This is a genomic window from Acinetobacter sp. V91_7 (assembly GCF_031799075.1).
Lineage (GTDB): Bacteria > Pseudomonadota > Gammaproteobacteria > Pseudomonadales > Moraxellaceae > Acinetobacter > Acinetobacter calcoaceticus.
This window is the reverse complement of sequence record NZ_JAVQNT010000030.1, coordinates 132,976-158,927: the sequence shown is the minus strand read 5'-3', so window position 1 is coordinate 158,927 and position 25,952 is coordinate 132,976. Positions and strand designations below refer to the sequence as shown.

25 protein-coding genes are annotated in these 25,952 nt (G+C 37.9%); 6 read left to right on the top strand and 19 right to left on the bottom strand.

The genetic code is table 11. The annotated features are described in order from the left end of the window. The 6 genes from RMB03_RS06460 to RMB03_RS06435 all read right to left on the bottom strand — a co-directional run. Positions 1-589 (bottom strand): beta-ketoacyl synthase N-terminal-like domain-containing protein (locus tag RMB03_RS06460; RefSeq protein WP_311074757.1); only part of this gene is annotated, 589 nt, incomplete at its 3' end. Positions 590-600: 11 nt separating this feature from the next. Then, positions 601-1,254, bottom strand: a complete 654-nt coding sequence (locus tag RMB03_RS06455; protein WP_151743707.1) for a 3-oxoacid CoA-transferase subunit B — start codon at positions 1,252-1,254, stop codon at positions 601-603. A gap of 18 nt (positions 1,255-1,272) precedes the next feature. Next, positions 1,273-1,944, bottom strand: a complete 672-nt coding sequence (locus RMB03_RS06450) for a 3-oxoacid CoA-transferase subunit A (RefSeq protein WP_003652034.1) — start codon at positions 1,942-1,944, stop codon at positions 1,273-1,275. A 343-nt stretch (positions 1,945-2,287) separates the two neighbouring features. Beyond that, a complete protein-coding gene (gene ispD / locus RMB03_RS06445; protein ID WP_311074753.1) occupies positions 2,288-3,004 on the bottom strand; it encodes a 2-C-methyl-D-erythritol 4-phosphate cytidylyltransferase in 717 nt (238 codons plus the stop codon). After that, positions 2,970-3,359, bottom strand: a complete 390-nt coding sequence (ftsB, locus tag RMB03_RS06440; protein WP_004643028.1) for a cell division protein FtsB — start codon at positions 3,357-3,359, stop codon at positions 2,970-2,972. The genes ispD and ftsB overlap by 35 nt, the downstream gene beginning before the upstream one ends. 317 nt (positions 3,360-3,676) lie before the next feature. Beyond that, the gene (locus tag RMB03_RS06435; protein ID WP_336622895.1) at positions 3,677-5,860 is read right to left on the bottom strand and encodes a TonB-dependent siderophore receptor; all 2,184 of its coding nucleotides are present in this window, start codon (positions 5,858-5,860) and stop codon (positions 3,677-3,679) included. Positions 5,861-6,285: 425 nt separating this feature from the next. Between RMB03_RS06435 and RMB03_RS06430 the strand changes: the two genes are divergently transcribed. Then, positions 6,286-6,966, top strand: a complete 681-nt coding sequence (locus RMB03_RS06430) for a hypothetical protein (protein WP_311074751.1) — start codon at positions 6,286-6,288, stop codon at positions 6,964-6,966. Positions 6,967-7,179: 213 nt separating this feature from the next. Here the strand turns inward: RMB03_RS06430 and RMB03_RS06425 are convergent, their stop codons facing one another. After that, on the bottom strand, positions 7,180-7,557 hold the full coding sequence (locus RMB03_RS06425; RefSeq protein WP_311074749.1) for a hypothetical protein: 378 nt from the start codon (positions 7,555-7,557) through the stop codon (positions 7,180-7,182). 369 nt (positions 7,558-7,926) lie between these two features. Here RMB03_RS06425 and RMB03_RS06420 point away from each other — a divergent pair, with 369 nt between their 5' ends. Continuing rightward, entirely contained in the window at positions 7,927-8,604 is a 678-nt protein-coding gene (locus tag RMB03_RS06420; protein WP_311074747.1) for a YetF domain-containing protein, read from the top strand. Between the two features lie 215 nt (positions 8,605-8,819). On the opposite strand, the gene eno is transcribed toward RMB03_RS06420, so the two are convergent. From eno to RMB03_RS06405, 3 genes are all read right to left on the bottom strand, one after another. Continuing rightward, the gene (gene eno / locus RMB03_RS06415; protein WP_311074746.1) at positions 8,820-10,127 is read right to left on the bottom strand and encodes a phosphopyruvate hydratase; all 1,308 of its coding nucleotides are present in this window, start codon (positions 10,125-10,127) and stop codon (positions 8,820-8,822) included. A 61-nt stretch (positions 10,128-10,188) separates the two neighbouring features. Continuing rightward, the gene (gene kdsA, locus RMB03_RS06410) at positions 10,189-11,046 is read right to left on the bottom strand and encodes a 3-deoxy-8-phosphooctulonate synthase (protein WP_003652054.1); all 858 of its coding nucleotides are present in this window, start codon (positions 11,044-11,046) and stop codon (positions 10,189-10,191) included. Between the two features lie 30 nt (positions 11,047-11,076). Then, on the bottom strand, positions 11,077-12,714 hold the full coding sequence (locus RMB03_RS06405; protein WP_005046707.1) for a CTP synthase: 1,638 nt from the start codon (positions 12,712-12,714) through the stop codon (positions 11,077-11,079). 223 nt (positions 12,715-12,937) lie between these two features. Between RMB03_RS06405 and RMB03_RS06400 the strand changes: the two genes are divergently transcribed. Both RMB03_RS06400 and RMB03_RS06395 read left to right on the top strand, forming a co-directional pair. Beyond that, complete coding sequence (locus RMB03_RS06400; RefSeq protein ID WP_311074743.1) at positions 12,938-13,405, top strand: internalin; 468 nt, start codon at positions 12,938-12,940, stop codon at positions 13,403-13,405. Between the two features lie 244 nt (positions 13,406-13,649). Next, complete coding sequence (locus tag RMB03_RS06395; RefSeq protein WP_311074741.1) at positions 13,650-14,495, top strand: metal-dependent hydrolase; 846 nt, start codon at positions 13,650-13,652, stop codon at positions 14,493-14,495. 63 nt (positions 14,496-14,558) lie between these two features. On the opposite strand, the gene RMB03_RS06390 is transcribed toward RMB03_RS06395, so the two are convergent. The 4 genes from RMB03_RS06390 to RMB03_RS06375 form a co-directional block, all read right to left on the bottom strand. Next, a complete protein-coding gene (locus RMB03_RS06390) occupies positions 14,559-15,653 on the bottom strand; it encodes an alpha/beta fold hydrolase (RefSeq protein WP_311074739.1) in 1,095 nt (364 codons plus the stop codon). A 19-nt stretch (positions 15,654-15,672) separates the two neighbouring features. Beyond that, the gene (locus RMB03_RS06385; protein WP_311074738.1) at positions 15,673-16,389 is read right to left on the bottom strand and encodes an SGNH/GDSL hydrolase family protein; all 717 of its coding nucleotides are present in this window, start codon (positions 16,387-16,389) and stop codon (positions 15,673-15,675) included. A gap of 41 nt (positions 16,390-16,430) precedes the next feature. Then, entirely contained in the window at positions 16,431-16,838 is a 408-nt protein-coding gene (locus tag RMB03_RS06380) for a nuclear transport factor 2 family protein (RefSeq protein ID WP_311074736.1), read from the bottom strand. 70 nt (positions 16,839-16,908) lie between these two features. Beyond that, entirely contained in the window at positions 16,909-18,933 is a 2,025-nt protein-coding gene (locus tag RMB03_RS06375) for an NADPH-dependent 2,4-dienoyl-CoA reductase (protein WP_311074734.1), read from the bottom strand. Positions 18,934-19,067: 134 nt separating this feature from the next. Here RMB03_RS06375 and RMB03_RS06370 point away from each other — a divergent pair, with 134 nt between their 5' ends. Beyond that, positions 19,068-19,628: a PadR family transcriptional regulator gene (locus tag RMB03_RS06370; RefSeq protein ID WP_005046691.1), complete on the top strand. Its 561-nt coding sequence runs from the start codon at positions 19,068-19,070 to the stop codon at positions 19,626-19,628. A gap of 2 nt (positions 19,629-19,630) precedes the next feature. Continuing rightward, positions 19,631-20,548, top strand: a complete 918-nt coding sequence (locus RMB03_RS06365) for an alpha/beta hydrolase (RefSeq protein WP_311074730.1) — start codon at positions 19,631-19,633, stop codon at positions 20,546-20,548. A 47-nt stretch (positions 20,549-20,595) separates the two neighbouring features. Here RMB03_RS06365 and RMB03_RS06360 read toward each other — a convergent pair whose 3' ends face one another. From RMB03_RS06360 to RMB03_RS06340, 5 genes are all read right to left on the bottom strand, one after another. Further along, positions 20,596-21,651, bottom strand: coding sequence for a 3-deoxy-7-phosphoheptulonate synthase (locus RMB03_RS06360; protein WP_045431203.1), 1,056 nt, complete (start codon positions 21,649-21,651; stop codon positions 20,596-20,598). 424 nt (positions 21,652-22,075) lie between these two features. Then, the gene (locus RMB03_RS06355) at positions 22,076-22,438 is read right to left on the bottom strand and encodes a YnfA family protein (protein ID WP_311074726.1); all 363 of its coding nucleotides are present in this window, start codon (positions 22,436-22,438) and stop codon (positions 22,076-22,078) included. 3 nt (positions 22,439-22,441) lie between these two features. After that, on the bottom strand, positions 22,442-24,718 hold the full coding sequence (gene clpA / locus RMB03_RS06350) for an ATP-dependent Clp protease ATP-binding subunit ClpA (RefSeq protein ID WP_003652076.1): 2,277 nt from the start codon (positions 24,716-24,718) through the stop codon (positions 22,442-22,444). Between the two features lie 9 nt (positions 24,719-24,727). Next, entirely contained in the window at positions 24,728-25,141 is a 414-nt protein-coding gene (clpS, locus tag RMB03_RS06345; RefSeq protein WP_002121129.1) for an ATP-dependent Clp protease adapter ClpS, read from the bottom strand. A gap of 9 nt (positions 25,142-25,150) precedes the next feature. Beyond that, positions 25,151-25,909, bottom strand: coding sequence for a DUF6776 family protein (locus RMB03_RS06340; protein WP_080027243.1), 759 nt, complete (start codon positions 25,907-25,909; stop codon positions 25,151-25,153). Positions 25,910-25,952 lie beyond the last annotated feature (43 nt).

The following is a 25,952-nucleotide window of genomic DNA, read 5'->3' as shown; positions in this document are numbered from 1 at the left end:
CGCTTGCGGTGCGTTGTTGGCTCGCCAAGGCAAACTGGTCCTGATCTGCACGATTCACGTTGAACTGTTCAGCCACGTTTTCTGCAGTCTGGGGCATGGTGTCTACACCATACAATTCTTTAAGTTTTGGGTTAATGAAACGCCAGCCCATGGTGGTGTCTTCAATCTTCTGGCTACGGCCAAAAGCACTGTCTGACTTACCCATCACATAGGGTGCACGGCTCATGCTTTCTACACCACCTGCAATCACCAAGTTTGCTTCACCTGCTTTAATGGCACGAGCAGCAATGGCAATCGCATCGAGTGATGAACCACAGAGACGGTTAATAGTGGTTGCTGGTACTTGATACGGTAAACCTGCAAGCAGTGCTGACATACGACCGACATTGCGGTTGTCTTCACCGGCTTGGTTGGCACAGCCATAAATCACATCATCGACCTGTTCCCAATCTACATTCGGGTTACGCTGCATGAGGGCTTTAATCGGCACAGAGCCAAGGTCATCGGCACGGACAGGAGCAAGGCCACCGGCATAACGGCCAAATGGGGTACGGATTGCATCGATGATATAAGCGTTTTTTAATGTCATTTCCTACTTCCTTACCCTTGTGTCGCATCAATCAAAGTTGCACCAGTCAAAGCCTGTAACTCATCAAAGCTAAGACCTTCCACTTTCTCAATCACTTTCAAACCATCTTTGGTCACATCAATCACGCAAAGATCGGTGTAAATACGGTCCACACAGTGCTTACCCGTTACCGGATAGCTCAGCTCAGCTACAATCTTCGGTTCACCTTGCTTGGTCACATGATCTGTGGTGATAAATACTTTTTTAGCACCTACAGCTAAATCCATCGCGCCACCAACGGCAGGAATCGCATTTGGCGCACCCGTGTGCCAGTTCGCCAAGTCACCATTCGCTGCAACCTGAAATGCACCAAGCACGGCAATATCAAGGTGACCACCACGCATCATGGCAAATGAGTCGCCATGGTGGAAAAAGCTGCCGCCTTCAAGCATGGTCACAAATTCTTTACCTGCATTAATCAGTTCAGGGTCTTCTTCACCTTCCGCTGGTGGTGGGCCAAAAGCCAATAAACCATTTTCAGAATGAAGAAAAATATCTTTGTCATTAGGTAAATAGCTTGCAATCTTGGTAGGTAAACCAATACCTAAGTTCACATAGGCACCATCTGGTATGTCCTGTGCCACACGTTTTGCAATCTGGTCACGGCTGAGTTTCTGGTAGCTCATGTTATTTCTCCTTATTGCTTATTGTGCGGGCTGTACTTGAACAACATGCTGTACAAAAATACCTGGGGTAATAATGTGCTCTGGATCTAATCCACCTAGCTCAACCACCTCTGAAACCTGAACAATGGTGACATCCGCAGCCATGGCCATAATCGGACCAAAGTTACGTGCAGATTTACGGTAAACCAGATTGCCCCAGCGGTCGCCCTTGTAGGCTTTAATCAAGGCAAAGTCAGCCTTGATTGGATATTCGAGTACGTAATCTTTGCCATCAATCTCGCGAGTTTCTTTGCCTTCAGCTAAAAGTGTTCCAAAGCCTGTTGGGGTAAACACAGCCCCAAGTCCCATACCAGCTGCCTGAATACGGCAAGCCAGATTACCTTGCGGAACTACTTCAAGCTCGACCTTTCCAGCACGGTATAGCTCATCAAACACATAAGAGTCTGACTGACGTGGGAAAGAACAGATGACTTTTTTAACTGAACCAGCCTTAAGCAGTTTAGCCAGACCATAATCGCCATTACCGGCATTGTTGCTAACAATAGTCAGGCCTTTAACACCGAGTTCAATCAGTCCGTCAATGAGTTCAGCGGGTTGTCCTGCGGTACCAAAACCACCAATCAGGATGGTGGCACCATCTTTAATCTGCGATAGAACCTCGCTAAGAGAGGACTTACTTTTGTCAATCATTAGACAACTCCATTGTGCTCATTGAAGAAGAGATAGGTAAGAGAGTTAGGCACACTGAGGCGAGAAGAATAGATAAATTTTTCACTCAATCCCGAGTGTTTCCCTTAGATTTCCCTTTTAAACATTCTTGATAATTTTTATAATTTGATCTAGTTATCCCACTATGGTTTTGTTCGGTATAAGTGAAATTTGTTCGATGATCGAACATTATCTAAGATAGTTGTATAATCCTGATAAATCGTAAAACTTATCAATGTAAAAGAATATGAGTTGTTATAAATAGATATGTAGAAAAATTTGCTTAGACGATTTAATCATCCAAGCAATTTAGAAAACAATAGAATTAAGATTGAGATTGGAGAATCAAACGAGCAAGTTCTAAATCATCGGGATAGGTAATTTTTATATTATCAGAACGCCCCATCACGACCTGTACAGTTTCACCCATATATTCAAGTGCACTTGCTTCATCTGTAATAGTGACGTTATTTTCTAAAGCATGTTCAATTGCTTTTTTGAGTTTACCGATTTTAGTAATTTGAGGAGTTTGAGCTTGCCATAATGCATCTCGGCTTACTGTTTTATCAATATGATCGCCTGTCTTAACTTGCTTTAAAGTATCACGAACAGGAATTGCTAAAATAGCACTATTATTTGATTCAATTGCCTTTGCCACAAGTGCATTTAAACAATCAATTGTTACACAAGGTCGAGCTGCATCATGCACAAGGACCCAATCATTTTCATCGGCAAAATTTAAAAGATGATTTAACGCATTTAATACCGAATGAACTCGCTCAGCCCCACCAGTGCAAAAATGCGCCTTATCTATATTTTGAAATGCGAGAGTCTGAGCAAAGGTATCTTGTGTACCAATAGCCAAAACATAACCATTTAACGGAAGTTGACTTATACGCCGAATAGTGTGTTCTAAAACAGTCCTATCCTGAATATATTGATACTGCTTCAATTCAGTTTTAGAAAATCGACTTCCTGATCCTGCAGCTGGTATAACTGCCCATAATTTAGTCTGGGATATCTGGGGATGCAGGTGTCTCATTCGTTTCCAAATCAACTTTAGCGTTCGGGTCAATATAAATAGGCTTGTAATGGGTACTGATTGTACTCATTTGAACAAATGTCTCGTGAGGTTTAACTAAACCAAGATCAAGGCGAGCATGTTCTTCTATTGCTTCTGTACCATTTTTCAGGTCAAAAACCTCTGCTGCCAAAATACGGTTTCGTTCTTTAAGCTCTTCATTTACCTCAGCTTGTTGCTGAATTTGTTGCATGAGAGCTTGATGAGGGATATAGCCACCCTCACCTAACCAAAATTGATATTGCAGTATAGCTACTAAAACAATAACTAGTAGCAATATCAGTTTGCTTGAAGTGGATCGAAATACTTCTAACATATCATTAAGATTTTTAATTAAAAACTTTCGTTAAGAGTTTGTATTGTATAGTAATTAACAAACAACATGCGCAATTCCTGCAAAAATTTAAGCAAAATTATTAATGGGCATATTACTTTAATTGACCATTGTGACATGTTTCATTTTGTCAAAAATGAATGGAATTTGAAAGGGAAATAATATTTATAAGTACAATTGCTTATAAATCAATCTATGCACCTAAACACCAGTCTAAGTATGATGAAAGTATGCTGAGTAAATATAGAAAAGCCCTCATTAAAGGGCTCTTATAAATCGACTGCTTATGAGAGTCTAAATCAGAAATTATAACGAACACTCAACGTTGCATTTCGTGGTGTTCCCCAATTCATTGAGTTAGCACCAATACCCTCATAATATTTCTCATCAAAAATATTATCGATATTAAATTGAAGTTTGATATTTTTATCTACTTGATAGCCAAGCATCGCACTTGCTAAAACATAAGCATCCTGCTCAATACGGGAGCTTCCGCTACCTGTATAGTATTTACTCTTATAATTTAAGCCAAGTCCTGCACTCCATTGATCAAGTTTGTACTTAACAAATAGATTCGAGGTTGTTCGAGAATTTGTCGTATTAACCTTTGTGCCTTTTGCATCTTTTGCTTCAAAATTAGCAATACCAAAGTTAATACCCCAATTGTCGTTAATCTCGCCATCAGCTTCAAACTCAAAACCTTTACTTTCAACCCCATCTACAGCTCGATAGGCCTGCTCTGTAGTTTGTGTACCATTGCGAATAATGAACCTGTCAGGTATGAGTTCAGCAAAATTAGACTGCTCGATCCGGAATACTGATAATGCTGTATTTAAACGCCCTCCAAACCATTCGCTCTTTAAGCCAGCCTCATAACTCTTACCTGTAATCGGATCTATATATTGATCATTTATATCTTTACGTTCTTGAGGTTTGAAAATTTCTGTATAACTCGCGTATACAGAATGATCTTGGGCAAAATCATAAATAGCTCCAATATATGGTGCTAATTCATTGTTAAATTCACGGTTACCTTTATCATTTTCTGATTCATATTTCCAATTTGATAAGCGTGCCCCTGCAATAATTTTTAAAGGATCAAAAATTTGAAATTTTCCGGCAATATATGCGGCAGTTTGTGTAGTTTCATTGAGTGCATTTTTACCATTTAATACTACTGGTTGAAGCAACTCTTGAGCCATATCATTATAGTTAAGTGGTTCACCTAAATATTTTTCAATGTCTTGGTTTGTGTTAGATCCACCAAAAATATCTTTTGTCTTTTCATTCTTATTCCAAGATCCACCAATAATGATTTCTTGTGGACGATTAAATAACGTAAATGGTGCATTGATAAAAACATCAATATTGTTTTCCTCATTTGCAGCTTTTGCACCATATACTGAGACATTATCCTTCTTCTTGTCCTCTTCATTTTTTAATGGACTTGTATTGGTTGCCTTGTCTACTTTTCCAGCTGTATACAACAACATAGAAGCTGTATCTTCTTTACGGAAGGTATAAGCAATATTTAAATTAACGTCATTAAATAAATTCTGCTTTAAGTTCGCAAATACTGCCGTTGTATTTACATCCCAATAAGTCCAAGGTGCACTTATAGTTAAGTTCCTAGAAAAATTGGTCCGAGTCCCATCAGTATAAAAAGCCGGTGTGCCGCCCCAACGAATACCATCACGATGTAACTCTTGATAAGTAGCACCAAGTGACATGCTTGTTTTGTCACTCAAGTCATAATCAACTGCACCATAAAATACATTCCGCTCTTTCTCATAAAAATCCATAAATGATTTTTCATCAGAATGCTTCACAAACATACGGCCACGTAATGATCCATCTGCATTAAGCGGTGTGGAAACATCCGCTGAGCTACTCCAAGAATTCCATGAGCCTAAAGATGTGCTGACATTACCAGTGAGTTCTTTTGAGTTTGCATGTTTTCGAATCATGTTCAGCGCCATCGCTGGATTCCCCGCACCTGTGGTTAGACCACTGGCCCCCTTAACTACTTCGACACGATCATAAATATCTAAATCAAGGTCCCCTGTACCTAAATTAATCGTACTCGGCATTCCATCTATTAAGTAATAATCCACCTCAAAACCACGTGCATAAACTTTTTGGCGCTCATCAGTACGTGAGGTCGAAACACCCGTAATATTGTTCATTAAATCTTGAAAGGAATCGATTTTTCGATCATCTAAATACTCACGGGTTAAAACTTTCACCGATTGAGGAGTTTCACGAAGAGATAAATTTAGTTTTGTAGAAGTATTTGAACTTTTTGCTGTATAGCTTCCAGAACCTTCAGTAACAACCGGATTTTCTTGTTCTGCTTGTACTTTTATCGTTGCTAAAGTGGCTGTTTCGGTTTGTTCTGCATGAACAAATGAAGGTACCGTTAAAGCCATAGAAAGTACTAAAGGGTGAACTTTAAATGCTTTTCTAAAGGGTGGATTGTACATAAGAAAATTCCATAATAACTAATGTGCTGAACCATATTTTTAGCCTTCCACTACCTTGTTCCTTGTTACACAGTAGTAAAAGTTCGGCACAAAAATTAACACGAATGATAATTGTTATCAACTTTAAGTTAATAATTATTCTTATTTGTTTAATATGATTTACTAATCAATATTGCATAAATCACAGAATCGCTATCCACCCAAAACTCTGAATTTCTAACAAATTAGACACACATCCTGTTGACCAATAAAACTCAAACTATGATGCTTATATTATTGATTTAAAATATATAAAATAACTTTTAAATTAATATTGACTATGGAACTGCTCAAGAACAAGAGAAATAAAAAACTACACAGTATTTTCTTTTATATTTTATTATTCTTCATAAATCTCATAAAAGAGAATAAAGGTATAAACTGTAGTGCATAAAATTTTAGCATTTTCTTTAGCAAGCTTAGGTTTAAGCGCTTGTAATAACCCTACTGATGATAGCCCTTCAAAAATACTTAATATGGAGAGTAATCAGACACAACATACATCAGCTACCCCCTATATATTTGAATATAATGATATTGTATACACACTAAAAGCTGGACAAGATCCAAATACTGCCCATTTAAAATTTAAAAACTTATTAAAAAAAATTCCCTCTAGCGATAATAATTTAGATATTTTAAAAACCAAACGCAAGGTACTTATTCACTTAGGTTGCCTTAAAGGAGCATATAGAGTTACCGAAAAAATTCTAAATAAAACAGATAGTTCACAACTACAAGAGATGCAATGCATTTTCTTAAGAAAAATGAAAAAAGATGCTCATGAAATAAAAGAATGTTATGAAAAAACGGCCCATAGCTATTTAGACGAAATAAATTTAATTCCCAAGGCAGCTGTACGATATCAATATGTATTGTGGGGACATTATGCAGCAATGTTCCATGCCGGCCATATAGAATATAGAGATAAACTTCAAGAAATTATTGATTATCACAACATTGAAGATCACAAAAAAACATATCAACAAATGTATGAAAATATACTGAATGCCAGTGCTTTTCAAAAACGTTTAGATGCCATTCCGTATAGCCCGAATTGTCAGTAAAGCATATTAATGGATGTTAAGCCACCATGCTCCTCAAAATTTTGGCTTGCTCGTAATAGAACCTAAATAATTGAGATTAAAAATAAAACAGCATAAGCAAAATCTTCTGTATCATTCATAGCTAAATAAATTTTTCACAATTAACTCTAAACAAAGAAAAACTTTCTAATAAATTTTATATTTCTAAATATAAAATTTATGAAGACTAAATAATTAATCATCATAGATAAGATCATTTTCATCAACATTGATATAATCTGGCTGGGGATCTTTATCAAATTGTACAGCACATATTTTAACCTTGCCTAAAATTTTTGCTTTCCCCACCCTATGCATACCATCCATTATTCTACCCTGTGAACACATTATTATTGGATAGGCCAAATCTGCTTCTTGAATTAATAGCATATGATTAATAATATCTTGAGTAGTAGGATGAGAATCCGGATACCAATACGGTTCATCTAATTCTTTTATTTCTGATAGTAAAATTTCTTTTACTTTAAGATTTTTAGTTAATGCTACTAAATTATCCACATCCCAAATATAAGTATCATTTTCAATTTTTCTAAAATGATATTGTTTTCTCATGATATAAAAGTCCTCATAAAATGAAAATAATATTAAAACAAATTATATGTCTATTAATATTAGATATTATAAAAATGAAGTGCCGTAATTCCTAGCCAATATAGAAAAATAAATTTAAAACTAAAATTCTAATAAATAGCATTTTTATCCTATTTGACAACTTCAACAATCATTCTGTCTTGCTATTTATCTACAATTAAAACCCACGCTATATATTTATTCTAATGCATAGTTTGAAAATGAAATTTATACAAAATCACAGAGAGTTCGAATTTTTAACCAATAACTACTTAAAAAGTATATTTTTTCTATTTTTAATTTGCTAAGAATTTTATAAAGATTTCTTTCACCTATTAGAAAGGAGAAAAAATGGATTTTTTTAATATTTTCATAGGTGACACGACTTGGACCTTTATTTTGGAAATTTTGGTTCGATGTTTCGTCATGTTCATCATTATTATTAGTTTTTTAAGACTATCAGGTAAACGAGGTATTCGCCAACTCTCTCTTTTTGAACTCGCAATTATTTTATGTTTAGGTTCGGCGGCGGGTGATCCCATGTTTACCAAGGACTTACCTATAGTACATGCTTTAGTCGCATTTATCGTTATTCTTTTTCTCTACCGTCTTGTAACTTGGGCCATGGTGAAGCATAAGAAAATTGAAGATCTATTGGAAGGAAAAGCACTTTGTGTGGTCAAAGATGGACTTTTAGTCTACAAAGATTTCCAGAAACAATCATATTCACATGATGAGTTTTTCTCAGAGATGCGACAACAAAATGTTGAACATTTAGGTCAAGTGAGAACAGCTTTACTGGAATCCGACGGCATCCTTAGCTTACTGTACTATGAAGACGAAGAAGTAAAATGGGGATTACCACTATTCCCCGATGCTTATTGCAAAGCTGACATACTTAAAATCAATACTTTTTATTCATGTATGAAATGTGGTGAAACTAAAATTCTCAATAAAATTGATCAAGAGTGTTCTCGTTGCAAACATCATAGTTGGGCTGAGTCTTTAAAAACCCGTCGACTAGGATAGTAAAAGAACTGAGTATTATAAATATCAAAAATGAGTTTTTTGAAAATGCCGTAGTTATTAGATTTTTGCATTTTTTGAGGTGTAATAAAAGAATCACTAGAAAATGAAAAAGTAACTCATCTTTTAAGCATTAAAAAAGGTGCTATTTCCTATTAAAAATAGAAAAATAGCACCCTAAAATGTTAAAAAACTAATTTTAACTTTTTATTTAAAGATTAGTTTAAACCTTTAAACTCAGCTTTACCGCGGTAAGCAGCTTTACCGCGGTAAGCAGCTTTAGTCAATTCTTCAATACGAAGTAATTGGTTGTACTTAGAAACACGGTCAGAACGGCAAAGTGAACCAGTCTTAATTTGGCCAGCCGCTGTACCTACTGCCAAGTCAGCAATAGTTGAATCTTCTGTTTCACCAGAACGGTGAGAAATTACAGTCGTATAACCATTTTCTTTAGCAAGGTAGATTGCATCTAGAGTTTCAGTCAACGTACCAATTTGGTTGTACTTGATTAAGATAGAGTTACCTACTTTCTCATTAATACCACGTTGTAAAATCTTAGGGTTTGTAACGAACAAGTCATCACCTACCAATTGGATTTTGTCGCCAAGGATAGACGTCAAGTAAGACCAACCTTCCCAATCTGATTCATCTAAACCATCTTCAATTGAGATAATTGGATACTGGTTTACAAGACCCGCTAAATAGTCAGAGAACTGGTTGCTTGTAAATGCTTTATTGCCTTCACCTGCAAGGATGTATTGACCATTTTTGTAGAATTCTGAAGATGCACAGTCAAGCGCCAACATAATGTCAGAACCAGCTTTGTAACCAGTTTGACCAATAGCTTCAAGAATAACAGTGATTGCTTCTTCGTTTGAACGCAAGTTTGGTGCAAAACCACCTTCATCACCCACAGCAGTGTTTAAACCTTTTTTGTTTAAAACTGATTTTAGAGAGTGGAAGATTTCAGCACCTGCACGTAATGCTTCAGCAAATGAAGTGAAGCCTACAGGCTCAATCATAAACTCTTGAATATCAACATTGTTGTCTGCATGCGAACCACCATTGATGATGTTCATCATTGGTACAGGCATAGTCAAAATTGTTTGACCACGTAAGTCAGCGATGTATTGGAAAAGAGGAATTTTCTTTTCATCAGCAGCAGCGCGTGCAGCAGCCAATGACACAGCCAAAGTTGCATTTGCACCCAATTTTTCTTTGTTTTCAGTACCATCAAGTTCGATCATCGTATTATCGATGTCTTTTTGTTCAAATACTGATTTGCCCACTAAAGCGTCACGGATAATCGTGTTTACGTTGTTAACCGCAGTTTTAACACCTTTACCTAAGTAACGCGATTTATCACCGTCACGTAGTTCTAGAGCTTCACGAGAACCAGTTGAAGCACCAGATGGTGCACATGCACGACCAACAACCCCAGATTCTAAAATTACGTCTGCTTCGATGGTTGGGTTACCACGAGAGTCCAAAATTTCACGTGCACGGATGTCAACGATTTGGCTCATGAACAATTCCTCTGTTAAATGAATATGGGCTGCGATTAAAGCAGCGTAAGTGAGTAAAAACTCAATGGGTGTCTAACTTTTTGAATCCTTTAACCAAAGTATCCAATTCTTTTATTTGTGCCAAGAATGGCTCAAGCTGCGACATGCGTAATGCACAAGGTCCATCGCATTTTGCATGTTCTGGGTCTGGATGACCTTCCAAGAACAATCCAGCCAAGCCTGTTGCCATTCCAGCGCGTGCTAAAGTTGTAATTTGAGCACGACGACCACCTGCCGAGTCAGCACGACCACCAGGAGTTTGCAACGCATGTGTTACATCGAAGAAAACAGGAACATTCATTTCTTTCATGATGTCAAAGCCAAGCATGTCTACAACAAGGTTGTTATAGCCAAATGCTGAACCGCGCTCACAAAGAATTAGTTTATCGTTTCCTGCTTCTAAACATTTATTCAGGATATGACGCATTTCATGAGGTGCCAAAAACTGAGCTTTCTTAATGTTAATAATAGCTTGTGTTTTTGCCATCGCTTCAACAAGATCAGTTTGGCGACTTAAGAAAGCCGGTAACTGAATAATATCAGCTACTTCTGCAACTGCTTCAGCTTGGTGTGGCTCATGAACATCGGTAATGATAGGAACATTAAAATGTTTTTTAATATCGCCTAACCATTCAATACCTTTTTCAAGTCCAGGACCACGGAATGAATGTAGACTAGAACGATTTGCTTTATCGAAACTCGCTTTAAATACATAAGGAATATCTAAGCGTTTGCAAATATCAACATAAGTTTCTGCAATTTCGAAAGCTAAATCTTTTGATTCAAGTACGTTCATTCCGCCAAATAATACAAATGGCAAATGATTTGCCATTTGTATATCGCCTAAACGTACAACTTCTTGTGGTTTTAATTGTGACATTTAAACTTTCCCAGTTTATTTAAAATCGCATTATTTACTTTTTTGATGCTGTGTTTTCGCAGCGTCAATAAAACTAGCAAATAATGGATGTCCATCACGTGGTGAACTTGTAAATTCCGGGTGGAATTGTACAGCAATAAACCAAGGATGTTCAGGAATTTCTACAGTTTCAACCAAATGTTGTGCTGAAGAATAGCCTGAAATCTTCATACCAGCTTGTTCAATCGACTCAATGAAACGGTTATTCATTTCATAACGGTGACGATGACGCTCAGTAATTTCTGCTTTACCATAAACTTCACGTGTTTTAGTGCCTTCAACCAATTCAGATTTTTGCGCACCCAAACGCATAGTTCCGCCTAAATCAGACTCTACGCTGCGTTGTTGTAACTCTCCACGCTCATCTAACCATTCAGTAATTAAACCAATCAATGGATACTTCGTAGAACGGTTAAACTCTGTAGAAGATGCTTCTGGCATTGCTGCAACATGACGTGCATATTCGATTACAGCCAATTGCATGCCCAAACAAATACCCAAGAATGGAACTTTGTTTTCACGTGCATATTGAATAGCTTTCATTTTGCCTTCAGTACCACGCTCACCAAAGCCACCTGGGACTAAGATTGCGTCAGCAGTTTGCAAAATAGAAACGTCTTGGCTCTCAAGCTCTTCAGCATTAACATAGTCAATCTGTACTTTCACACGGTTTTTGATGCCTGCATGTAACAATGCTTCATTAACAGATTTATAAGCATCTGGTAATTCAACATATTTACCAACCATAGCTACACGTAAAGTGTATTCTGGGTTAAGTAATGCTTCTACTACATTGTCCCAATCTTCTAGGTTTGCTTCTGGAAGATCATTAAATCCAAAACGTTCACAGATCAAGTCATCAACGTTTTGTTCATAGAAAGTACGTGGAATTTGATAAATCGTTTTCGCATCTTTACATACCACAACGGCACGCGCTTCCACGTTAGTGAACAATGCAATTTTGCGTTTAGTATCAACATCTACATCATATTCAGTACGGCAGATTAAGATATCTGGCTGAATACCAATTGAAAGTAATTCTTTCACTGAATGTTGAGTTGGCTTGGTTTTTAACTCAGCCGCAGATTTGATATATGGCAACAAAGTTAAATGCATCAGCATGGTACGTTTATGACCAAGCTCAACCATTAACTGACGGACTGATTCCATAAATGGAAGTGATTCGATATCACCAACCGTACCACCAATCTCAACAATTGCAACGTCGTAACCTTCACCTGCGCGAAGTACGCGTTCTTTAATATTGTCAGTAATATGTGGAATAACTTGAACCGTACCACCTAAGTAGTCACCACGACGTTCTTTATTTAGAACATCTTGATATACACGACCACTTGTAAAGTTATTCAGTTTGGTCATTTTCGCACGACGTAAGAAACGTTCGTAATAACCCAAGTCTAGATCAGTTTCGGCACCATCCTCTGTGACAAAAACTTCACCATGTTGGAAAGGACTCATTGTCCCCGGATCGACATTAATGTAAGGATCCATTTTAACCATTGTGACTTTTAAGCCACGGGCTTCCAAAAGTGCAGCAACTGAAGCAGCAGAAATACCTTTACCTAGCGATGAAACCACACCACCAGTAACAAAAATAAAATGGGTCATTAAGTTTCTCGTACAATCAAGCCGAAATCGGCCTACAATGTTGGGCAATTTTACTTTACTCTGCCCCTATAAAGCAAAGTCAAACCGCATCAATTCAAAGATCATTAAACAACTGGTTATTCTATCAGCATTTTTAATAAAAAATTAGGTCCATCTCACATGATTTTTTCATTCTCTTTTGCTGTTATAATGCCAGTTCCTCAATTAAATGTTGTTTAGGACAATGGCAAATAAAAAACTTTTAATCTGTGCTGCAATTGCAGCTGGACTATTGTTAACCGCATGTGTCAAAAAAGAAACACCAGAAGAAGAGCAAGAAAAGGTTGAAACTGCTGTTTCAGAACCTAAGCCTGCTGAACCTGCAAAATTTGAGTCTTTAGAAAGCGTTAAAACTGAAGAAGCTCAAACGCAGGAACCAACGCAAGTTGAAGTTCATCACGAAGAAACAGCGAATACCACAACTGAAATTCGCCGTGAAACTCGTCCTGCCCAATCTGATCAAAGTTCACAAACAACAGCTTCTGAGCAACCTAAAGCAGAACCAAAACCGGAACCTAAGCCTGAGCCAAAACCAGAGCCTAAGCCTGAGAAAGCTCAATCAAAACCGGCTAAACCAGCTGAACCATCTCAAACTGAAGATGATGCTGTTGCCGCTGCGATTGCTGCTGCTACACCAGCGCTTAAAAACTAAGTTCCCGTATGAATATGCCCAAATTGAACAGTTGATTTGGGCTTTTTAAATATTATTAAAATTATCAATTCAATAATCAGCTCTACCTTTCTCTTTCTAATTTGTCTTTAAAGTTTTCCTAGATATCAATTTAGGACAATCTACTTATTCCCTCTGAAAAAGCATTGACGTTACTCACGCTGAGATGTAGCTTTTTAACAAGTTCCTTTTTGGAACCTTAATTAAAAGAAGATTGGAGCTTAAAATGACTACTGTATCAAATCGCGTACCCGCCTCATTTCCAGTCCGTCGTATGGACTATAATTTTGAAAATACACCTCGTTACTGGTGTAATAATGAACCCTCTCTTACCCATTATTTTACAGGCTTATCTACATTGTTCCCTGAGGGTGAATCATATTTTGTTCGTTCAGTTCGAGCGTTACGTGCCAAAGCAAAATCAAATGAAATTCTAGATCGCGAAATCAGCGCATTTATTGGTCAAGAAGCAATGCATTCAAAAGAGCATCATGCTTTTCATCTCAGCGCCCAACAGCATGGCCTTGACCCTGAATCTTTGGAAAAAGCAACTGGTATCGTTTTAAAAAGTATTGAAAAAGTTTTTAGTAAAAAATGGAATTTGCTCGTAACAGTTGGCTTAGAACACTATACCGCGGTACTTGTGGTTAACATGATGCAGTCTGTTAATGAACTGATGACAGACTCAACAATCCGTAATTTATGGTTATGGCACAGCATTGAAGAGACAGAACATAAAGCTGTCGCTTTTGATCTTTATCAACACTTATATGGAAGTGGACTGAGCGCCTATCTCCCTCGTATTACAGTCTTTACTTTAAGTTTATTTTTAATTACAGGCTTCACAACAATTTATCAATTCGTTCTTATGAAACGAGATCACCAACTTCTAAATTTCAACTCTTGGCGTAATTTCTTTAGTTTTGCTAACAAACAATATAGAACATTAATCCCTAAATTTTTTGACTATTATCGCTTTGATTTCCACCCTAACCAAACAGATGAAAAAGACCTCGTTTCTAGTACCAAAATCAAAATTGGACTGAAAGATCCAAAATTGCTTTTATCTTGACCTGATAAAATCATAAAGCCCATTCAATAGATGGGCTTTATTTAATTTATTACAGCAACACCGTCATTGTTTATGATTAACCATAAAATAATTCGCCATTAATTTGGCAGCCCAAGAGGTACTTTTCCAACCCTCGTAAAAACCACAATGACTTCCCTTTTTAGTGGTTACAACTGCAATATTACTCATTTGCTGAATAGTTTCTTTATAAGGCTCTAAATTTTTAATAGAACATACCGGATCATCTTCAGCATTAAGAATCATTAATGGAATTTTGACATTTTCAAATACATAAATTGGATTAATTGCCTGACAATAACTTTGATAATCCTGAAAGCCAGCCATTTCAAAGTATTCTTTTTCAAACTCTTCCAGACTAGTCGTCGCTAGAACTTTTTCTAAAGAAGAAATCTGGTTCCAAGTACTTTGATAAGGATGAATAAAATATTTGAATAACTTTTTAGTCATCATTTTGCTATAAAAGGGATGAACATTTTTAAAGCCAATCTCAGTGTTATAGCCGGGACACATTGCAAAAGCAGCTTTAAATGGTGTGTCAGTGCCTTGCTCTCCCAAATAACGAACTAACAATCCTGTGCCAGCAGAGGAGCCGACAGCGTACAGATCTGATTCAGGAAACAAATTTTGAATATGCGTAAGCTGCTCTTTAAGGTCACTTGTTGATCCAAAAAGAGAAATCTGTGGTACAGGCATAGGTAAACCAGCATGCCCACGGCGTAAACATAGTGCTATTCTCCACCCCGTATAGTGATGTAAATCTTTCACCAGTTCACGCATACTTTCAGGCGTACCTGTAATGGTATGCATGATGACAACTGTAGGAGTAGATTTTGGAAGATTATAGCCATACCATGCGATTGCAGTTACACCACCATCTTTCATGGTGAGCTGATCAATACGGTCATATTCAAGCTTGATGGTTTTTTTTCTAATAATATCGAAATATAAAAGATGAACATGATTGTTACTTAACCATGGCGTAGGACGATATTTTTGCTTAAGTTGGGGCAATTTATCCAAAACATCTTTAATTTTCCCTTGTGGGTCATAATAGACTTTTGGCTGTTCAGCACCGAGTACCGAATCAAACAATTCTGAACCGAAAGCTTTAATTTTATTTAAAGTAGATATGCCCATATCCAATCACGACCTCTGATTATGAGTTAAATGATTGCCGCACTAATGCTGCAACCTGCTGCCCCCAAATTGCATAAATTTCTTTGCTTGGATGAAAACCATCACTTGCCATAGGCAAATTCATCGCTTGAAAACTTTCAATATCATATTGAATGAATCTGAATTGGTTTTGTGATTCTAACCATTTATATAATGCCTGATTCATTTGCTCCGCATATTTTCCAAATAACCAAGCCAATGGATTCGGCAAAGCTGGAAAATGTTGCATTGGCGGCACACCAGATACGATAATGAGTTTAGGTTGAAAACGCGTCTGTATTTGCTGAAATAATTGCTTTTGTTGTTTTAACCATAGATTTGCTGAGGTTAGTTTTGTCACATCATTAACACCTATAGACGTGACTACAACATCATAATTTTGATGCTCTAAATGCTGTAGAGCTTGAAAAACCTGCTTGGTTGTATCGCCTGTTTTTGCATGAAGTTTCCAGCATAAAGAATACTCATCTTGCAACTCAGAAATAATTGCGCCAGATAAAGCATCTTTTTGTGTTTCAACTCCAACACCTGCCGCTGCAGAATCACCTAAAATAAGCAATGACAAAGGTCTTCCGTGTCCACACAGACCTTCACGCTCGCCAATGGCCTCTAATAGACGTGGTGTATTCTTACGAACCTTTGCCCCTTGTATAAATAATACAGGCAATAAGACTAATGTTGAAAGTTTTAACCACATTCTAATGACCTCAATAATATTACTTAGGCTATTTGCTAAAATTATTGCGGTTGAAACTTGGTGATTCTTTCACCCATTTGTTCAGCTAGAGCCGCTAAACCACTCATTGGACGAATCATTACCTCAAAATCAATAATTTTGCCTTGCTCATTAAAACGTATCATATCAATACCTTTTAATGACTTGCCGCTTACATTTGCACTGAACTCAAGTACCACATTTTCGCCATCTTCCGTATAAAACTCACGATGATAAGTAAAGTCTTGGAATACCTGAATAACATTGCTCAGAATGAAAAAAACGACTTGCCTTCCTTCATAAGGTTTATGGGCAACAGGAGAACGAAAAATGACTTCATCGGCTAATAAATCATTTAGATCGGACAAGTTACCTGTCTGAATCATGTGATGCCATTTTTCTAAAGACTGTTTTGTTGTTTCAAGTGCCATTGTTATTTTTCCTTTAATTTACTTAATGAAATTATGGGCATTTCCTTTTCAAAGAAATGCCCATATAGATTTATAATGTCGCTGCTAATTCAGCACCTTGTCGTATAGCGCGTTTTGCATCTAGCTCTCCGGCTTCTTTAGCTCCACCAATTAAATGAACATTTTTTCCGTCTTCTTTTAGTTGCTCATACATTGCAGTGAAAGATTCTTGGCCCGCACAAATCACAACATGATCAACTTCAAGTACACTCGGTTTTCCATCTACTGTTATATGAAGACCTTGATCATCAACTTTGTCGTATTGAACCCCGGCAAGCATTTTGACTTGACGATTTTTCAGACCTGTACGGTGAATCCAGCCAGTAGTTTTACCTAACCCCCCCCCTACAGCAGCTGCTTTACGTTGCAGTAAATAAATTTCTCGTTCCGAATCTTCAACTTTTGGCTGCTTTAATCCGCCAACATGCTCATATTGAGTATCAATTCCCCATTCAGCATAGAACTTTTCTGGGTTTAAGCTGCCACTTTCACCTTCGTGAGTAAGATATTCCGCCGTATCAAAACCAATACCACCCGCCCCAATAATAGCTACACGCTGCCCCACAGGCACACGCTCTCTTAGAACTTGTAAGTAGCTCAATACTTTAGGATGATCAATACCTTCAAATTGTAATTGACGAGGAGTTACCCCTGTTGCAACCACAATTTCATCAAAATTTGCTTGGCTCAATTCTTCATAAGTTGCTTTATGATTTAATACGAGCTCAATATTTGGTCGCAATTCAATTTGACGGCCAAAGTAACGTAAGGTTTCATAGAACTCTTCTTTTCCAGGAACAGTCTTTGCAATATTAAACTGACCACCAATTTGATGACTTGCCTCAAAAACTTTGACTTTATGCCCGCGATCAGCTGCATATACTGCAAAACTTAAACCTGCTGGACCCGCACCAATAACAGCAATATTCTTTTGAATCTGTGCTTCTTTAAAGATAAGTTCAGTTTCATAACATGCGCGAGGGTTCACTAAACACGTTGCGATTTTCATTGAAAAAATATGATCTAAACACGCTTGGTTACACCCAATACATGTATTAATTTCATCACTACGACCTTGGCTTGCTTTTAAAACAAACTCAGCATCAGCTAACATTGGACGCGCCATGGACACCATATCGGCATGACCCGAAGCCAACACATGCTCAGCCATTTCTGGGGTATTAATTCGGTTGGAAGTAATCAAAGGAATAGATACTTCACCTTTGAGTTTTTCTGTGACCCACGTAAACGCAGCACGAGGTACTTTCGTTGCAATGGTTGGAATACGTGCTTCATGCCAGCCAATGCCTGTATTAATAATAGTTGCGCCTGCTTTTTCAATTTCTTTTGCAAGCTGAATCACTTCATCAAAACTTGAACCACCTTCCACTAAATCAAGCATCGATAGACGATAAATAATGATAAAATTTTCACCAACCAAAGCACGCGTACGTTTTACAATCTCAATGGGAAAACGAATACGGTTTTCGTAACTACCGCCCCATTCATCATCACGGTGATTAGTACGAGCAGCAATAAACTCATTAATTAAATAACCTTCAGAGCCCATGATTTCCACACCATCATAACCAGCATACTGAGCAAGTTTGGCGCAGTTTGCAAAGTCATCAATGGTCTGTTCTACTTCTGCAGAACTTAAAGCTTTGGGCTTAATCGGGTTAATTGGTGCTTGAATTGCTGAAGGCGCAACGTTATTTGCCTGATAAGAATAACGCCCAGTATGTAAAATCTGCATAGCGATTTTACCGCCAGCTTCATGCACAGCTTGGGTAATCACTTTATGTTTCTCAGCTTCTTCAACTGTATCTAGTTTAGTACCGTGGCTAAATACAACACCATCATCATTTGGAGAAACACCGCCAGTTACGATCAATCCAACATCACCTTTTGCGCGCTCAGCATAAAATGCTGCCATACGCTCATATCCCTGCGGTGCTTCTTCTAACCCAATATGCATAGACCCCATAAGCACACGGTTTTTTAAAGTAGTAAAGCCCAAATCAAGTGGCTTTAATAAATGTGGATAAGCTGACATATTTTCTCCTTTGGCTAGCAATTAGCTTGCTAATGCAACTTGTTGCATTAATTTATAATCAAATTTTGACTTTTATGCAACATGTTGCATAATCTCATCAGTCACACTTTACTTTTGCTTACAAACGGATTGCCATGTCACTTCCTCATGTTTTATTGACCAGCCTGCTTGAACGACCAAGCACAGGGTTCGAACTTGCCCGCCGCTTTGACCGTTCAATGGGCTTTTTCTGGAATGCCACACACCAGCAAATTTATCGTGAACTCAACAACATGCTCAAAAAAGGTTGGGTTTCAACATTAGAAAATGAAATGGAAAATAGTCGAAAAAAGACCTATCAAGTTGAACAACTGGGACGTATTGAGCTAGCTTCATGGATGACGCAACAAAGTGAACCTGCGCAGCTTCGAGATGATTTAATGGTTAGATTGCGTGCTGAAGCACAATTGAGCAATAATCAGATATTACCTGAACTGTTACGACACCTTGGCCTACATCAGGAAAAGCTGAAACTTTATCAAAGTATTTATGACAAAGATTTTAAAGACAGCAATGATCTAAATGACCGTGTGTTATACATCCATAAAATGATCTTAGAACTTGGAATTACAATGGAAAGTGAATGGATCAAATGGTTGGAACAAGTCATCCCTCAATTAAAACGCTTTGCCCAACATAGCGTATCCGGAGAATAGCCATGCCATATTACACCATGCCCGATCGGGAAAATTTATTTGTACGTCGTGTTGGTCGTGGTGAACCAGTTTTGGTTTTATCTGGTCTTGGTATGCAAAGTTGGCAATGGCTACCTTTTATTTATGCAAACCGTAAAGATTATGAGTTTATTATTCCAGATTGGCGTGGGTTTGGCGGTTCAAAAAATTGTGCAATACCTGAGCAAGATGCGATATCAAGCCATTGGCAAGACGTTGCTCATTTAATAGAACAATTAAAACTCGATAATTTTATCTTGATGGGTTATTCAATGGGCGCCACGACGGCCATGCATGGTATGAAACATGCTCATCTCGCACAGCAACTAAAAGCTTATTTGCATATCGACCAAACACCCAAAATATCTGTAGATTCAACATGGGAATATGGTTTATTTGGTTCTCATCATACTCAGTTCAAACAATTACTAAATGATATCTATCAATTATTATCAAAGCACAAAAATGCCAAATATCTTTATGAATTATCACTTCCAGATCGACAGGAATTGGTTCGCCTTTGGGTAGATTCTATTGATTTGCAAAGTAGTAATCCATTTAGCCCTTTAGTTTTTAAAACAGCGCTAAAACAACCGTTTCTACAAAAATATTTATTACCTATTCAGCGTTTAGATTATTTATTTTGGTATGTGGAAAATTATCTTTATCACAATGAAGATTATCGTGAAGCTATCCAGCAATTAGAGTGTCCAACAACTTTCTTTATTGGTCGTAATTCGACGCTTTATCCAGAAACTGGGCAGACACTTATTGCACAGAGTGTCGAGCATGCAAAAGCAATATATTTTGAGCGCTCAGGCCATACACCGTTATTGACCGAGCCGAAAAAATTTGGCCATGAAATCACAACATTTTTATCAGAATTAAAACATGCTTCTTAAAAAATAAAGGGATCTGTTCGCAGATCCCTTTTTAAATGTGCAAAACATTAAGCTGAATGAGCTAACTCTTTTGCTTTTAATTGCTCTGAAACACTTAACAAAAGTCGCTCTGTTTTTTCCCATCCCAAGCAACCATCAGTTACTGACTGCCCATAAGTCATATCACAAGAAATCTTTTGGCTACCATCAACCAAATGACTTTCAATCATGACACCCTTTACTTGTGTTTTTAAACGTTCAGCAACGATTTGCTGTAAAACTTCTGGCTGACGTAACGGATCTTTACTGCTATTACCATGACTACAGTCAATCACTAATGCAGGAAGATTTTGTTTGTGTTTTTCTCGTATCGCCTGAATTGAAGCTAAATCATAATTTGGCCCATGATTCGCTCCGCGCAAAATCAAGTGTGGTAAGAGATTACCAGCGCTCTGAATCACTGAAGGTAAGCCTTGTTGATTCATTCCTAAAAATTGATGTTCATTTTGTGCTGACTGAATCGCATCTAATGCAATCTGAATTGAGCCATCAGTACCATTCTTGAAACCAATACTGTATGGCATGTGGCTTGAGATTTCACGATGAATTTGAGACTCACTTGTACGAGCACCAATTGCCCCCCAAGCCAATAAATCATCAAAATAACCAGTTGCCATTGGACTTAAAATTTCACTCGCAATTGGCAAACCCTTTTCAATAATTTGTAAGTAAAGTTCGCGAGACTTCTCTAAACCAAGTTGTAAATTTGATGAACCATCTAAATTTGGATCATACATAAAACCCTTCCAACCGACAGTTGTACGCGGTTTTTCAATGTATGCACGCATCACGATAAAAATTTGATCTTTTACTTTTTCTTGTAATTTTTGCAATCTTTCAGCGTATTCAAGTACTGCAACCGGATCATGAATGGAACAAGGCCCTGTAATTACCATTAACCGATGATCTTTGCCGATAAGAATATTTTGAATAGTTTGACGGTGTTCGGCAATTTGACGCACGAAAGAGTGTGCAAGCGGATATTTTGCTTTTAACTGGACAGGTAAACTAACTGGAGTTTCTTTTGTATTGCTTTGTGTCAATAAAGTATTTAGGGCATTCATTGGTTTTTCCTTGGGACTGCAATCTATTCAGTCCGATCATTTATTTGAGCGTTTTGGATCTATTCGTTGGTAAAGGCAAGCAAAAGTAAAACCAATAAAAGTTGCTAAAGTATGAATAAGTCATGTTGTTCATTTTAAGTTCCTCGATTCAAAAAGATAAAGCATAAAAAAACCTGATCGGGGTTGCCGATCAGGTATTAACTGTGATGGGCAACTTTCTCATGCCCGAATACGCTCAGGCAACTATCTAAATTGCCAAAAATAATAATATGCGTTAGTGTTCACAGATAGATTTAACATCTTTATCTCAAATATAAAAAAATGTTCCTTAAATCTAAAATACGCATTGTTGAGGGCTTTGACAAGTCTTTTTTTTGAAAAAAACCTCTTATTTTCACGCTTAAGATTTGATTCGCTCATTGTCTTAACGAATCAGCCCTTGCGGTTGCAAAATAATTAAGCCAGCTCCACAAAGCACGATTACACCACCTAATATATCCCATCTTGTTAATCCGACCTGATCAACAAAGCGCAACCACATTAACGCAGTAAAAATATAAATACCACCATATGCAGCATAAATGCGCCCTGAAGCCGCTGGATGTAGGGTCAGCAGCCATACAAAGACAGCCAAACTTAAAACTGTAGGTAACCACAGCCAAGCCGACCTACCTTCTCTTAAAATCAGATAAGGGAAATAACAACCCAGAATTTCAGCAATTGCTGTAATAATAAATAACCCGAATACACTCAGTATTCGGGTTATAGCAAGACTATCAATTAACATGAGTTATGCTGGTTCTGCCGTATGATGATCTTCAAACACTTCAAGTTTTAAGCCAACAGCTTTGCCATCTTCATTTTTCACTGATACAGCCACATTACCACCATGATCTGCCAGTTCACCAAACAAAATCATTTCAGCTAATGGTTTCTTCAAGTGTTCTTGAATCAGGCGTTGCATTGGACGTGCACCCATTAAGCGGTCATAACCGTTTGTTGCCAACCAATCACGAGCACTTTGATCGACATCAAGTACAACTTGTTTGTCATCTAGTTGAGCTTGTAACTCTGTCAAGAATTTATCAACCACAGACTCAATAACAGTTGTTGGTAATGACTTGAATTGAATAACACTATCTAGACGGTTACGGAACTCTGGTGAGAAAGCACGTTTCATTGCTTCTTGGTTATCAGAACTATGATCTTGTTCAGTAAAACCAATACTCGCGCGAGAAATACTCTCTGCTCCCACATTCGTAGTCAGGACAATAATAACGTTTCTAAAGTCTGACTTACGTCCGTTGTTATCCGTTAAAGCACCATGATCCATGATTTGTAGCAAGAGATTAAACACATCAGGATGTGCTTTCTCAATTTCATCTAGCAACAAAACACAGTGTGGATTTTTATGGATCGCATCAGTTAACAGCCCGCCTTGGTCATAACCCACATAACCCGGAGGTGCACCAATCAATCGTGAAACTGCATGACGTTCCATATATTCAGACATATCGAAACGCACCAGCTCAACACCTAACAACTTCGCTAGTTGTTTAGTGACTTCGGTTTTACCAACACCTGTTGGGCCGGCAAAAACAAAACTACCTACTGGCTTATCTGGTGATTTCAATCCAGCACGAGATAACTTGATCGCTGAGCCTAACGCTGTAATCGCTTCATCCTGACCAAACACAACACGTTTTAAATCACGCTCAAGATTTTCAAGCACTGACTTATCATCTTTAGAAACAGTTTTTGGTGGAATACGAGCGATCTTAGAAACGATATCCTCGATATTCTCTACAGTAATCAAACTATCATCACTTTCCGCCTTCAAACGACGCTGAGCACCAGCTTCGTCAATCACATCAATTGCCTTATCTGGCAAGAAACGATCATTAATGAATTTAGCAGAAAGCTCTACAGCTGATACCAATGCTTTATCGTCATATTGTACGTGGTGAAAATCTTCAAATTTAGATTTTAAGCCACGCAAAATATCAATTGTTTCAGAAATACTTGGCTCATTGACATCAATTTTCTGGAAACGACGTGATAACGCATGGTCTTTTTCAAAAACCTGACGATATTCTTGGAACGTCGTTGAACCGATACAACGCAAAGTACCATTTGCCAAAGCTGGCTTGATGAGATTCGAAGCATCCATTGTGCTGCCCATACTTGAGCCTGCGCCAATGATCATGTGAATTTCATCAATGAATAAAATCGCATTTGGATTTTTCTTCAAAGCATTAAGCAATTGTTTTAAACGTTTTTCAAAGTCACCTCGATATTTGGTCCCAGCAACTAATGCACCAATATCTAAACTATAAACTTCAGCCTGACTCAAAGGTTTAGGCGCCTTACCATTCACAATTAACCATGCCAAACCTTCAGCAATCGAGGTTTTACCAACGCCCGGATCACCTACGAGTAATGGATTATTTTTGCGACGGCGGCACAGAATTTGTGCTGTACGCTCAATTTCTTTTTCACGGCCAATAAGTGGATCAGTTTTGCCTTTTTGCGCTTCAACATTTAAGTTCAGCGTATAAAGCTCTAATGGCCCTGCATTGCCCGTACTCGTTTCACCCTCAATATCTTCAACTTCTTCTTCAACTTGCACTTCATCCTTACGTGTCCCATGAGACAAGTATTGAGTCAATGTCAATCGATTGATTTGATGACGTTTAAGCAAATACACAGCAAAAGAATCACGCTCTGAATACATTGCGACCAAAACATCCGCACCTTCAACAGTACGATCGCCGCCACTTGATTGCACATGGAAAATAGCACGTTGCAAAATGCGGTCGAAACTTTCTGTTGGATGAGGCGCCTGCTCGCTATTTTCGCCAAGCTTAGGAGTATGTTGTTCTACATATTCTTCTAATTCTTTACGTAAAGAAACTATATCAGCCCCACATGCTTTTAATGCATTCACGGCCGAATCGTTGTCGAGTAGTGCTAATAATAAATGTTCAACTGTAAGAAACTCATGTCTCTTTTGACGAGCCATGCTAACAGCCAAACGTAATGATACTTCTAATTGACGACTGAGCATGTAACCCCCTTATGCTTTAGGCTCAATCTGGCAAAGTAATGGATGACCTTGCGATCGAGCGTAATTATTAACAAGGTTTGCTTTGGTTTCCGCGATGTCTCTTGGATATACCCCAGCAATACCTTTACCTTCATAGTGTACTGTTAGCATTACTTGAGTTGCTTGGTCAAGATTCATTGCAAAGTATTGTTGTAAAATTTCAATTACAAAGTCCATTGGCGTGTAATCGTCATTCATTAATACGACTGCATATAACGGTGGACGCTTGAGTTCAGGAGGTGCTGTTTGTACAACAACCTCTCCGTCATGATCTTCGTTTTGCGAATCACTTAAGCGTGGATGGAAGTGCCAATCGACATAACCAGACTGCTGAAAAGAAGCCTTAATATCTTTTAAGTTTGTTTGACGCTTATTTGTTCGCATAGGATGTTACTATTGTGAATTTGCTTCAGCTTGAGGAATTTCTGCCACAAAAGCAGAAGATGTTTCGACAGGTTTACCACGCTGCCAACTAAAACGTTTAATAACTGGTGTATCAGAACCGCCTGTTAAACGTACCTCAATAAATTGAGGCGTAAAACCTTTAGGCATAGTCCAACGACCTGTTAAACGCTCAAAGTCAGTAAAGTTAAAGTTTTTAGCTTCAAGTGGCACAACCAAAACTTCTGTATCTTTAATGAGTCTTATCTCAATCGATCCTGAAGCACGGCGCTTGCTTGGGCTCACCTGCACTAAATCTAACTGATATTCATAAGCATTTTCAGGCAGAGGTTTGATCGCCAAATTTTGAATCGTTAAGCTTAAGCCACCGCGCTGCCTCAAGATATCACGGTAGATATTACTCATACCTTCTTGCTGCGTTTTATCAGCATTGGCCTGATTAAGGGCTTCAAACAGATCATTTGCATTTGTTACAGCAACATCACGCTCTTGTACCGCAGCATTCAGGCTTTTATTAACCGCATCTAAAGCTGTTTTTTGCTTTTGCACCACTTCAACTAATTGCTCTGCATCTGCATCGTAACCTACAACAGTTAGACCTTGACGGTGACCAATTGTGTAGCCGAGCGCAAGACAACCACTCATTAAAATAGCCGCACCAATAAACAAAGGTTTATTGGTATTTAAAAATTTTTTCTTTTGCAACGAACTTTCTGCTGAAGTCGTCTGTCCAGAGTTTTGCATCGTCATCTCAGTGTTTAAGATCAGAGTCAAGACACACATTTAAATCGAA

Coding starts and splice junctions, on each gene's coding strand:
- RMB03_RS06455 (WP_151743707.1), bottom strand. CDS start 1,254: ATGAGCTACCAGAAACTCAGCCGTGACCAGATTGCAAAACGTGTGGCA.
- RMB03_RS06450 (WP_003652034.1), bottom strand. CDS start 1,944: ATGATTGACAAAAGTAAGTCCTCTCTTAGCGAGGTTCTATCGCAGATT.
- ispD (WP_311074753.1), bottom strand. CDS start 3,004: ATGAGACACCTGCATCCCCAGATATCCCAGACTAAATTATGGGCAGTT.
- ftsB (WP_004643028.1), bottom strand. CDS start 3,359: ATGTTAGAAGTATTTCGATCCACTTCAAGCAAACTGATATTGCTACTA.
- RMB03_RS06435 (WP_336622895.1), bottom strand. CDS start 5,860: ATGTACAATCCACCCTTTAGAAAAGCATTTAAAGTTCACCCTTTAGTA.
- RMB03_RS06425 (WP_311074749.1), bottom strand. CDS start 7,557: ATGAGAAAACAATATCATTTTAGAAAAATTGAAAATGATACTTATATT.
- RMB03_RS06420 (WP_311074747.1), top strand. CDS start 7,927: ATGGATTTTTTTAATATTTTCATAGGTGACACGACTTGGACCTTTATT.
- eno (WP_311074746.1), bottom strand. CDS start 10,127: ATGAGCCAAATCGTTGACATCCGTGCACGTGAAATTTTGGACTCTCGT.
- kdsA (WP_003652054.1), bottom strand. CDS start 11,046: ATGTCACAATTAAAACCACAAGAAGTTGTACGTTTAGGCGATATACAA.
- RMB03_RS06405 (WP_005046707.1), bottom strand. CDS start 12,714: ATGACCCATTTTATTTTTGTTACTGGTGGTGTGGTTTCATCGCTAGGT.
- RMB03_RS06400 (WP_311074743.1), top strand. CDS start 12,938: ATGGCAAATAAAAAACTTTTAATCTGTGCTGCAATTGCAGCTGGACTA.
- RMB03_RS06395 (WP_311074741.1), top strand. CDS start 13,650: ATGACTACTGTATCAAATCGCGTACCCGCCTCATTTCCAGTCCGTCGT.
- RMB03_RS06390 (WP_311074739.1), bottom strand. CDS start 15,653: ATGGGCATATCTACTTTAAATAAAATTAAAGCTTTCGGTTCAGAATTG.
- RMB03_RS06385 (WP_311074738.1), bottom strand. CDS start 16,389: ATGTGGTTAAAACTTTCAACATTAGTCTTATTGCCTGTATTATTTATA.
- RMB03_RS06380 (WP_311074736.1), bottom strand. CDS start 16,838: ATGGCACTTGAAACAACAAAACAGTCTTTAGAAAAATGGCATCACATG.
- RMB03_RS06375 (WP_311074734.1), bottom strand. CDS start 18,933: ATGTCAGCTTATCCACATTTATTAAAGCCACTTGATTTGGGCTTTACT.
- RMB03_RS06370 (WP_005046691.1), top strand. CDS start 19,068: ATGTCACTTCCTCATGTTTTATTGACCAGCCTGCTTGAACGACCAAGC.
- RMB03_RS06365 (WP_311074730.1), top strand. CDS start 19,631: ATGCCATATTACACCATGCCCGATCGGGAAAATTTATTTGTACGTCGT.
- RMB03_RS06360 (WP_045431203.1), bottom strand. CDS start 21,651: ATGAATGCCCTAAATACTTTATTGACACAAAGCAATACAAAAGAAACT.
- RMB03_RS06355 (WP_311074726.1), bottom strand. CDS start 22,438: ATGTTAATTGATAGTCTTGCTATAACCCGAATACTGAGTGTATTCGGG.
- clpA (WP_003652076.1), bottom strand. CDS start 24,718: ATGCTCAGTCGTCAATTAGAAGTATCATTACGTTTGGCTGTTAGCATG.
- clpS (WP_002121129.1), bottom strand. CDS start 25,141: ATGCGAACAAATAAGCGTCAAACAAACTTAAAAGATATTAAGGCTTCT.
- RMB03_RS06340 (WP_080027243.1), bottom strand. CDS start 25,909: ATGACGATGCAAAACTCTGGACAGACGACTTCAGCAGAAAGTTCGTTG.